This is a genomic window from Streptomyces sp. CB02056, assembly GCF_001905545.1.
GTDB lineage: Bacteria > Actinomycetota > Actinomycetes > Streptomycetales > Streptomycetaceae > Kitasatospora.
Genome location: NZ_LIPD01000004.1, coordinates 134929 through 145237, shown reverse-complemented (window position 1 = coordinate 145237; position 10309 = coordinate 134929). Strand labels below are relative to the sequence as shown.

7 protein-coding genes are annotated in these 10309 nt (G+C 73.4%); 6 read left to right on the top strand and 1 reads right to left on the bottom strand.

Annotated elements, in window-relative coordinates; all coding sequences use genetic code 11:
• Nucleotides 1–94: 94 nt before the first annotated feature.
• Complete coding sequence (locus AMK13_RS12615) at nucleotides 95–1183, bottom strand: NADH:flavin oxidoreductase (protein WP_074002291.1); 1089 nt, start codon at nucleotides 1181–1183, stop codon at nucleotides 95–97.
• A gap of 382 nt (nucleotides 1184–1565) precedes the next feature.
• Between AMK13_RS12615 and AMK13_RS12610 the strand changes: the two genes are divergently transcribed.
• The 6 genes from AMK13_RS12610 to qcrB all read left to right on the top strand — a co-directional run bounded on the left by AMK13_RS12610 (nucleotide 1566) and on the right by qcrB (nucleotide 10284).
• Nucleotides 1566–2318 (top strand): oxidoreductase, encoded by a 753-nt coding sequence (locus AMK13_RS12610; RefSeq protein ID WP_074002290.1) that lies wholly within the window; start codon nucleotides 1566–1568, stop codon nucleotides 2316–2318.
• A gap of 29 nt (nucleotides 2319–2347) precedes the next feature.
• Nucleotides 2348–3544: a cytochrome P450 gene (locus AMK13_RS12605; protein WP_049658615.1), complete on the top strand. Its 1197-nt coding sequence runs from the start codon at nucleotides 2348–2350 to the stop codon at nucleotides 3542–3544.
• Nucleotides 3541–7026, top strand: coding sequence for a carboxylic acid reductase (gene car, locus AMK13_RS12600; RefSeq protein WP_241852858.1), 3486 nt, complete (start codon nucleotides 3541–3543; stop codon nucleotides 7024–7026). The genes AMK13_RS12605 and car overlap by 4 nt, the downstream gene beginning before the upstream one ends.
• A gap of 12 nt (nucleotides 7027–7038) precedes the next feature.
• On the top strand, nucleotides 7039–7386 hold the full coding sequence (locus AMK13_RS12595; protein WP_049658964.1) for a nuclear transport factor 2 family protein: 348 nt from the start codon (nucleotides 7039–7041) through the stop codon (nucleotides 7384–7386).
• Nucleotides 7387–7506: 120 nt separating this feature from the next.
• Nucleotides 7507–8550 carry a glycosyltransferase gene (locus tag AMK13_RS12590; RefSeq protein WP_074002289.1) on the top strand — a complete coding sequence of 348 codons (1044 nt, stop codon included), beginning with the start codon at nucleotides 7507–7509 and terminating at the stop codon, nucleotides 8548–8550.
• Nucleotides 8551–8673: 123 nt separating this feature from the next.
• Nucleotides 8674–10284, top strand: a complete 1611-nt coding sequence (gene qcrB / locus AMK13_RS12585; RefSeq protein ID WP_074002288.1) for a cytochrome bc1 complex cytochrome b subunit — start codon at nucleotides 8674–8676, stop codon at nucleotides 10282–10284.
• Nucleotides 10285–10309: the final 25 nt, after the last annotated feature.

Here is a 10309-nt window from a genome sequence, read left to right as displayed (position 1 = left end):
CCCCGCCGCCGGGCGGGGACACCGGAGGGCCGGGCCCGCGGCGTGTGCCGCGGGCCCGGCCCTCCTTCTGTCAGCCGGTCAGCCGGTCCGGTGGTCAGACCAGGGTCGCGAGCACCGACGGGTCGTACGGGACCGCCCCGGCCAGCCCGCCGCCGAGCGCCCGCTCCGCCCAGTCGGGGTTGGCCAGCAGCGGCCGGCCGACCGCGACCAGGTCGAACTCGTCGCGTTCCAGCCGCTCGACCAGTTCCTCGATGCCGGTGAGCCCGGCCGGCCGGGTGAAGCCGTCGGTGAACACGCCCTCGCCGTACTGGCGGTCCAGGCCGACCGAGCCGACCGTCACGGCGGCCTTGCCGGTGAGCTTGCGCGCCCAGCCCGCCAGGTTGAGGTCGCTGCCCTCGAACTCGGGCAGCCAGTAGCGGCGGGTGGACGCGTGGAAGGCGTCGACCCCCGCCTCAGCCAGCGGGGTCAGCAGCTGCTCCAGCTCCTCCGGGCTCTCCGCGATCCGGGCGTCGTAGCGGCCGACCTTCCACTGGGAGAGCCGGAAGAGGACCGGGAACCCGGGGCTCACCGCCGCCCGGACGGCCTGCACCACCTCGGCCGCGAACCGGGCCCGGGAGGCCGGGTCGCCGCCGTAGCGGTCGGTGCGGCGGTTGGTGCCGTGCCACAGGAAGTCGTCGATCAGGTAGCCGTGCGCGCCGTGCAGTTCGACCCCGTCGAACCCGAGCCGCTCGGCGTCCGCGGCGCCGCGCGCGAAGGCGGCCACCGCGTCGTCGATGTCCTGCTGGCTCATGGCCCGCCCGGCCGGGCCGCCGTCCAGGCCGATCCCGGAGGGCCCCTCGGCGGGCGGTTCGGTGCCCGGGCGCTGCACCCCGGTGTGCCACAGCTGCGGGACGATCCGGCCGCCGGCCGCGTGGACCAGCGACACCACCCGGGACCAGCCCGCCAGGGCCTCCTCGCCGTGGAAGTGGGGGACCCCGTCGTAGGCCGCAGCGGCGGGGCGGCCGATGTAGGTGCCCTCCGTGACGATCAGCCCCACCCGGTGGGCCGCACGGCGGGCGTAGTACTCCGCGACGTCCGGGCCCGGCACCCCTCCGGGGGACTTCATCCTGGTCATCGGCGCCATCACGATCCGGTTCGGGACCGTCAGGTCGCCCACGGTGAACGGCTCTCCCAAGCCCGCCATTGTTCCTCCCGAGTTCGTCTGAATTCCGGGCCGGACGCCCCGGGCGATATCCCGCCGCGCCGCGGCGGTGTTTCCGTCCGTCTCATACCGGAGGTCCGTGCGTCGGCAATTCGACGATTATCGGGGCTATCGTTCCCGGCGTCCAGCGGCATCGGCCCGCCCGGCGGCCGACCGCCTTTCTGCACCGCGCCAGGCGATGCACTGCATCGACACAATCTTCTTGACCTTGCCGAAGCGGGTCGCGGATAGTGGTCCGCGGTGGTTCCGCGCCGCCCTTCCGCACCGGCACCGGGCCGTACCCGCCCGTACGCCGAAAAGCGTCTCTTCTGCCGAAAGGCGTCGCGGACAGGTTTTCCGACCAGGGAGAGGCGGCGGAACCGGAATGGAACGGGAATTGGCGGGAAAGCGGGCGGTGGTGACCGGCGGAAGCCGCGGCATCGGCGCCGGCATCGCACGGAAGCTGCTGGAGAGCGGCGCCACCGTCGTCACCACCGCGCGCAAACCGACCGGGGACACCCCGGCCGAATCCGCCTTCGTCCCGTCCGACCTCAGCACCGCGGCCGGTGTCCGGGAATTCGCCGACACCGCGCTGGAAATCCTCGGCGGCGTGGACATCGTGGTCAACAACGCCGGCGGCTGTCGGACCTTCCAGAGCGCGCTGGACATCGAGAAGGACTGGCAGTACACCGTCGACATCAATTTCCTCTCCGCCGTCCGGCTCAATTCCGCACTCGTCCCCGCGATGCGTTCGGGAGGCGGCGGCGTCATCGTCCACATGTCCTCGATCGCCACCGTCTCGTCCTATCCGGTGATCCTGCACTACGCCGCCGCGAAAGCCGCCCTGGAGGTCTACCACAAAGGGCTGGCGACCGAACTGGCGCCGGACGGCATCCGGGTCGTCGCGCTTTCCCCCGGGAACGTCATGACGCCGGGCGCGGACGAGGCCAGGGACGGGATCGCCGACTACCTCGGGCTCGGGACGGACACGGCGGACTGGGCCGAGGGGATCCCGCTCGGCCGGATCGGGCGCACCGAGGACATCGCCGAGGCGGTCGGGTTCCTGGTGTCCCCGCGCGCCTCCTGGATCACCGGCAGCAACCTCGTCATCGACGGCGGGCGGATCGCGGCGCTGTGACCGCCCCCGGGACCGGAAGGACTGACAACATGACCGCGACGGACGACGGGCCCCGCGCCTATCCGTTCGGCCCGACGCACCGGCTCGACATCGACCCGGAGCTGGCCGCGGTCTGCGGCGAGCAGCCCGTGCTGAGGGTCCGTCTGCCGTTCGGCGGGGACGCCTGGCTGGTCAGCCGCTACGCCGACGTCCGCGCCGTGCTGGCCGACCCCCGGTTCAGCCGCGCCGAGGCGGTCGGCGACCACGTGCCCCGCACGGTCTCGGCCGGCCTCCCCCGCACCTCGATGCTGAGCATGGACCCGCCCGAGCACACCCGGCTCCGGCGCCGGGTGGCCAACCCGTTCACCCTCCGCCGGGTCGAGGCGCTGCGGCCGCGCGCCCAGGAGATCGTGGACGAGCTGCTGGACGCGATGATCGCGTCGGGCTCGCCGGCCGACCTGACCAAGGCCCTGACCTGGCCGCTACCGGTCACCATGATCTGCGAACTGCTCGGGGTACCGCTCGCCGACCGCGACCGGTTCAACTCCTGGGTCGACGGTCTGCTGACGCTCTCCGACCCCGAGCTGTCCGCCCGCGACCGCGGGCACCTGAACGACTACCTGGCGGGCCTGGTCGCCGAACGCCGGGTCCACCCCACCGCCGACCTGCTCGGCGAACTGGCCTCCGTCGAGGGCGAGGAGAACGCGCTCACCGAGGAGGAGCTGGTCGGCCTCGGGGTCAGCCTGCTCTCCGCCGGCCAGGAGGCCACCGCCAACCAGATCGGCAACTTCGTCTACACCCTGCTGACCCGCCCCGAGCTGTGGCGGGAGCTGGTCGCCGATCCCGGCCTGATCCCCGGCGCGGTGGAGGAGCTCTCCCGGGTCGTCCCGATCAGCGCCACCGCCGGGTTCACCCGGATCGCCGTCGAGGACCTGGAGCTCAGCGGGCAGAAGATCCGCGCCGGTGACGCCGTGGTCGCCGAACTCGGGCTGGCCAACCGGGACCCGGAGGTCTTCGAGCAGCCCGACCGCATCGACTTCCACCGCAGCGCGTCCCCGCACGTCACCTTCGGGCACGGCGTGCACCACTGCCTCGGCGCGCAGCTCGCCCGGATGGAACTGCGCACCGTGCTCGGCTCCCTGGTCCGCCGTCTGCCGGGGCTGCACCTCGCCGTCCCGCCCGAGCGGATCAGCTGGCGCACCGAACGCCTCATCCGCGGGGCCGACGCCCTGCCGGTCGCCTGGTGAGCTCCGCCACGGCCGGGGCCGGCCACCGTCCGGGCGCGACGGGGCAGTCGGAAGGGCCGGGCGCGACGGGGCAGTCGGCGGCCGTACGGGCGGCGCTCGCCGATCCGGCCACCAGCCCGGCCGAGATCATGGCGACCGTCATGGCGGCCTACCGGGACCGGCCCGCCCTCGGCGAACGCGCCCGCGACCACGCGACGGGGCGGCTGCTCCCGAGGTACGACACCGTCAGCTACGGGGAGTTGTGGGCGCGCGTCCGGGCGCTCGCCGGGGCCTGGGCACACGAGCCCGGGTACCGGCTGGCCCCGGGCGACCGGATCTGCGTCCTCGGCTTCAGCAGCACCGACCACGCCACCGTCGACCTGGCCGGCGTCCACCTGGGCCTGGTCTCCGTGCCGCTGCACGCCAGCGCGCCGCTCTCCCAGCTGGCGCCGATCGTCGCGGAGACCGGGCCGCGGCTCCTCGCCACCAGCGTCGAACGGCTGGACACCGCCGTCGCCGCGGTGCTCGGGCAGCCGTCGGTCCGCCGCCTCCTGGTGTTCGACCACCACCCCGGGGTCCCCGCCGAGCGCGCCGCCGTCGAGGCCGCCGCCCGGCGGCTGGCCGAGGCCGGCGGCACCGCCGTGCTCGACACGCTCACCGCCGCGGTCGGGCGCGGCGCCCTGCTGCCCGACCCCCCGCTGCACGTCCCCGCCCCGGGCGAGGACCCGCTGGCCCTGCTCCTCTACACCTCCGGCAGCACCGGCGCCCCGAAGGGGGCGATGTACCCGCAGCGCCTCGCCCGCAACGCGTGGTGGGGATTCGTCTACGGGCCCGCCGACGTGCCGTCCGTCGTCGTCCACTACATGCCGCAGAGCCACCAGGCGGGCCGGATGTCGGTGCTGGGCACGCTCGCCCGGGGCGGCCTGGGCTGCTTCACCGCCAGGAGCGACCTGTCCTCCCTGTTCGAGGACATCGCGCTGGTCCGGCCCACCGAGCTGACCATGGTCCCCCGGATCTGCGACATGCTCTTCCAGCGGTACCGCGGCGAACTCGACCGGCGGGCCGGCGAGCCCGGCGACGTCGACGCGGCCGTCAAGGCCCACCTGCGGGAGACCGTCCTGGGCGGGCGGGTGGCGAAGGCCTTCTGCGGGACGGCGCCGCTGTCCGCCGAGGTCGCGGAGTTCGTCGAGTCCTGCCTGGGACTGCACCTGTACACCGGGTACGGCTCGACCGAGGCCGGCGGGGTGCTGCTGGACACCGTGGTGCAGCGCCCGCCCGTCCTCGACTACAAGCTGGTCGACGTCCCGGAGCTGGGCTGCTTCCGCACCGACCGGCCGCACCCGCGCGGCGAGCTGCTGCTCAGGACGAGCGCCGCCATCCCCGGGTACTACCGCCGGCCCGAGCTCACCGCCGCCGTCTTCGACGAGGACGGCTACTACCGCACCGGCGACATCATGGCCGAGGTCGGACCGGACCGGCTGGTCTACGTCGGCCGCACCAAGGACGTGCTCAAGCTGTCCCAGGGCGAGTTCGTCACCGTCTCCCGGCTGGAGGGCGTCTTCCTCGGCAGCCCGCTGGTCCGGCAGGTCTTCGTGTACGGCAACAGCGAACGCTCCCACCTGCTCGCCGTGGTGGTGCCCACCCCGGAGGCGATCGCCCGCGCCGACGGCGACCCGGCGGCGCTCAAGCTGCTGATCGACCGGGAACTGCGGCGCACCGCCCGGGAGAACGGGCTCAACCCGTACGAGGTGCCCCGGGACTTCCTGGTCGAGACCGAGCCCTTCAGCCCGGCCAACGGCCTGCTCTCCGACAGCCACAAGCTGCTGCGCCCCCGGCTCCATGAACGCTACGGCGCGGCCCTGGAGCGCCGCTACGCCGAACTCGCCGACGAACAGGGCCGGCAGTTGCGGGAACTGCGCCGGACCGGTGCCGACCGGCCGGTCCAGGAGACCGTGAACCGGGCCGTGCGCGCCGTCCTGGGCCGGGCCGACGCCGGCGCGGACACCGGCGCGCGGTTCACCGAGCTCGGCGGCGACTCGCTCTCCGCGCTGTCCTTCACCACCCTCCTGAAGGAGGTCCTGGACGTCGAGGTGCCGGTCGGCGTCGTCCTCGGCCCGGCCACCGACCTGGCCGGGGTGGCGGCGTACGTCGAGGCCCGGCGCACCGCCCCGGGGAGCAGGCCCACGGCCGCCTCCGTGCACGGCGGCGGCGCGACCGAGGTCCGGGCCCGCGACCTCACCCCGGACCGGTTCATCGACGCCCCGACCCTGGCCGCCGCGCCGGGCCTGCCCGGCCCCGCGGAGTCCCCCCGGACCGTCCTGCTGACCGGCGCCAACGGGTTCCTCGGCCGCTTCCTCTGCCTGGAGTGGCTCCGCCGGCTGGCCCCGTCCGGCGGCCGGCTGGTCTGCCTCGTCCGCGGCCGCACGCCCGCCGACGCGGCCGAGCGGCTCGCCCGGGCCTTCGGCGACGGGGGCGAGGCGGCCCGGCGGTACCGGGAGCTGGCCGCCGGCACGCTGACCGTCCTCGCCGGGGACCTCGCCGAACCGCGCCTGGGCCTGGACCGGGCGGTGTGGAACGGGCTGGCCGAGTCGGTGGACCTGGTCGTCCACCCGGCCGCGCTGGTCAACCACGTGCTGCCCTACGCCGAGCTGTTCGGCCCCAACGTCGCGGGCACCGCCGAACTGGTCCGGCTGGCGCTCACCGAGCGGCTCAAGCCCGTCACCTACCTGTCCACCGTGGCCGTGCGCGGCGGAGCCGGGCCGTCCGCACTCGACGAGGACGCCGACGTCCGGGAGGCGATCCCGCGCCGCCGCCTCGGCCGGGGCTACGCCGACGGGTACGCCGCGGGCAAGTGGGCGGGCGAGGTGCTGCTGCGGGAGGCCCACGAACGGTACGGCCTGCCGGTCACCACGTTCCGGTCGGGCATGATCCTCGCGCACAGCAGCTACCCGGGACAGCTGAACGTGCCCGACGTGTTCACCCGACTGGTCCTCAGCCTGGTGGCCACCGGGATCGCACCACGGTCGTTCCACCGCGGCGGCACGCCCGCGCGGTACGACGGCCTCCCGGTCGACTTCCTCGCCGAGGCGGTCACCGCGCTGGGCACCCCGGGCCCGGACGGCTACCGCACCTACAACGCCTGGAACCCGCACGACGACGGCGCCTCACTGGACACCCTCGTGGACTGGCTGGTCGAGGACGGCCACCCGATCCGGCGCGTCGACGACTACGACGACTGGTTCGCCCGCTTCACGACCGCGGTCCGGGCCCTGCCGGAACGGCAGCGCACCCACTCGGTGCTGCCCCTGCTGCACGCCTTCGAGCAACCGGGCGAGGACCGGCCCGCCCCGGCCCCGCGGTTCCGGGAGGCCGTCCGGGCGGCCGGGATCGGGCCCGACCGGGACGTGCCGCGGCTGTCCCCCGCCCTCGTCGCCAAGTACGTCACCGACCTGCGCGGCCTCGGCCTGCTCGACCGGCACCCCTCCCCTTCCCGCCCGCACTGAACGGAGAAGCCCATGGACCAGGACCTCGACGCGACGGTGGATGCCGGACTGCGGCTGCTGGAGGCACGCGACCTCGCCGGCTTCCGGGCCCTGTGCACCCCCGGCGCCACGGTGTGGCAGAACGACGGCGACGGCACCCGGCCGATCGACGCCCGGCTGGAGCGGATCGCCGCGTTCTTCGCCACCGTCGACTCCCTGCGGTACGAGGTCGTGCGCCGCTTCCACAAGCCCGACGAGGTGCTCCAGCAGCACGTCCTGGTGCTGGAGGCGCCGGACGGCACCCGCAGCCGGGTCCACGCCACCACCTACTTCCGCTTCGAGGACGGGCTGATCGCCGAGATCGAGGAGCACCTGCAGTAGCCCCGGATCCCTGGTTCCCTGGATCCGGGGATCCGTGGGTCCGTGGGTCCGTGGGTCCGGGGGTCCCTGGATCCGTGAGGCCCTGTTCCGCTCAAGTCGCTGGTTCGTCAGGGAGGTTCGGTGACCGGCCGAGTCGTCTACGCGTCGTTCGAGTTCCAGTTCCCGCTGGGCGGCATCCGCGTCCTGAACCAACAGGTCGCGCTGCTGCGGGCCGCCGGCGTCGAGGCGTACCGCTGGACGCCCACACCGGGCTTCCGCTACACGTGGTTCGACGACGACGTGCCGACGCTGTCCGGGATGACCCTGGACCTCGGCCCCGAGGACGTCCTCGTGCTGCCCGAGGTCAGCGTGCTCCCGGGCCGCGACCCGGCTCCCGGCGGCCGCAAGGTCGTCTACTCGCAGGGGCACTACATCCACTTCCTGACCTGCCCCGCCCCCGGCCCGTACCCGGGCTGGTCGGCCCGGCCGGCCCTGTGGACGGTCTCGAAGGCGGGCGCCGACATGCTCCGCCGCGCCCTGCCCGGGTTCGAACCGCACCTGGTGCCGAACACCGTCGACACCGGGCTGTTCCGGCCGGCGTCGACCGGGCGGGTCCGGCGCATCGCGTGGATGTCCCGCAAGCGCCCCGTCGAGAGCACGCTGCTCCACCGTCTGCTCCACGCCGACCCGCGGTCCAGGGGCGTCGAGCTGTACGACATCCACGCGGTTCCGCACGAGGAGGTCGCCCGCGTACTGTCGGACACCTCGGTGTTCATCGCGCTGGGAGCGCCCGAGGGCGAGGGCTTCGGCCTGCCGCCGGCCGAGGCGATGGCCAGCGGCTGCCTGGTGACCGGTTACGCCGGCGGCGGCGGAGCGGAACTGTTCGACTCGCCGTCCGCGTGGCGGATCCCGGAGCTCGAAACGGACCGGCTGGCGGACCGGGCCCTGGAACTGCTCGACCTGCCCGGCCAGGACGAGGTGCGGCGGGCGGGCCGCCGCTGGGTCTCCGAGCGGTACACCACCGAGGCCGCGGTGGAGGCGCTGCTCGACGGCATCCGCAAGGCGCGCGCCCTGCCCGGCGGCGCGGCTCCGGCCACCCATCCGACCGCCTGGATGGAGGAGTTGCTGAGGCGCTTCCCGATCCCGCCGGAGGCGTACGCCCGGATGGAACCACCGACCGCCTAGGACCCGCCGCCCTTCGGCGCACCGACCACCCCGAATGGAAATGGGGATTACCCCCCGGTTATCGTGGGCACCAGTGCGAATCGGGGACTCCTCCCCGCTTCCTTCGGATCGAGGTGCGTGCACATGACCCGGAATCAGAGCCCTGGGCGGGGGCAGCGGGCCGCCGACTGGGCGGACGGCCGGCTGGGGATCTACTCCCTGGCCAGGGCGAACCTGCGGAAGATCTTCCCGGACCACTGGTCCTTCATGCTGGGCGAGATCTGCCTCTACACCTTCGTCATCATCATCCTGACCGGTGTCTGGCTGACGCTGTTCTTCAAGCCCAGCATGGGCGAGGTGGTCTACGCCGGCTCGTACGTGCCGCTCAAGGGCGTCCCGATGTCGGAGGCCTACGCCTCCACCGTGGACATCAGCTTCGAGGTGCGCGGCGGCCTGCTGATCCGGCAGATCCACCACTGGGCGGCGATCGTCTTCGTCGCCGCCATGTTCGTCCACATGATGCGGGTGTTCTTCACCGGCGCCTTCCGCAAGCCGCGCGAGATCAACTGGGTGTTCGGCTTCCTGCTGCTCTTCCTCGGCATGCTGGACGGCTTCTTCGGCTACTCCCTGCCCGACGACCTGCTCTCCGGCACCGGCATCCGGTTCATCGAGGGCTCGATCCTCGCCGTGCCGCTGGTCGGCACGTACATCCAGATGTTCCTGTTCGGCGGGGAGTTCCCCGGCCACGACATCGTGCCGCGGTTCTTCACCATCCACGTGCTGTTGATCCCGGGCATCATGCTCGGCCTGCTGGTGGCCCACCTGATCCTGGTCTTCTACCACAAGCACACCCAGTGGGCGGGCCCCGGCAGGACCGAGAAGAACGTCGTCGGCATGCCGCTGATGCCGGTCTACCTGGCCAAGGCCGGCGGGTTCTTCTTCCTCGTCTTCGGCATCGTCGCGCTGGCCGCCGCGATCGCGACCGTCAACCCGATCTGGGCGTACGGCCCGTACCGTCCCGACCAGGTCTCCACCGACGCCCAGCCCGACTGGTACATGGGCTTCGCCGAGGGCCTGATCCGGATCATGCCCGGCTGGGAGATCGGACTGTGGGGGCACACCCTCAACCTCGGGGTGCTCATCCCGTTCGCGCTGTTCCCGCTCGTCCTGGGCGCCATCGCGGTCTACCCGTTCATCGAGAACTGGGTGACCGACGACAAGCGGGAGCACCACCTGCTCGACCGGCCGCGCAACGCGCCCGTCCGCACCGCGCTCGGCGCCGCCTGGATCAGCCTCTACCTGGTGGCCCTGGCCGCCGGCGGCAACGACCTGATCGCCACCCACCTGCACCTGTCGCTCAACTCCATCACGTACGCCGCCCGCGTCGGCTTCTTCGCCGTCCCGGTCGCCGTCTTCATCCTCACCAAGCGCTGGTGCCTCGGCCTCCAGCGCCGCGACAGGGAGAAGGTGCTGCACGGCCGCGAGACGGGTGTCATCAAGCGCCTGCCGCACGGCGAGTTCACCGAAGTGCACGCCCGGCTCACGCCGCGGGAACTGCACCGGCTCACGGCGCACGAACAGCCCCGCCCCCTCGAACTGCCCGCCCCCGTGGACGAGAATGGAGTGGCCCGCCCGGCGGGGGTGCTCACCCGCACCCGGACCCGGCTCTCCCGCGGGTTCCACGGCGAGGGCGGCCGGATCCCCAAGCCCACCGCCGAGGAGTTCCACGAGATCACCGAGGGCCACGGGCACTGACCCGCACCCCCCGATGGCACAGGGA

Bases quoted from the DNA above. Each gene is read 5' to 3' on its own strand.
- AMK13_RS12605 (WP_049658615.1), top strand. From the start codon at position 2,348: ATGACCGCGACGGACGACGGGCCCCGCGCCTATCCGTTCGGCCCGACG.
- AMK13_RS12610 (WP_074002290.1), top strand. From the start codon at position 1,566: ATGGAACGGGAATTGGCGGGAAAGCGGGCGGTGGTGACCGGCGGAAGC.
- AMK13_RS12615 (WP_074002291.1), bottom strand. From the start codon at position 1,183: ATGGCGGGCTTGGGAGAGCCGTTCACCGTGGGCGACCTGACGGTCCCG.
- qcrB (WP_074002288.1), top strand. From the start codon at position 8,674: ATGACCCGGAATCAGAGCCCTGGGCGGGGGCAGCGGGCCGCCGACTGG.
- AMK13_RS12595 (WP_049658964.1), top strand. From the start codon at position 7,039: ATGGACCAGGACCTCGACGCGACGGTGGATGCCGGACTGCGGCTGCTG.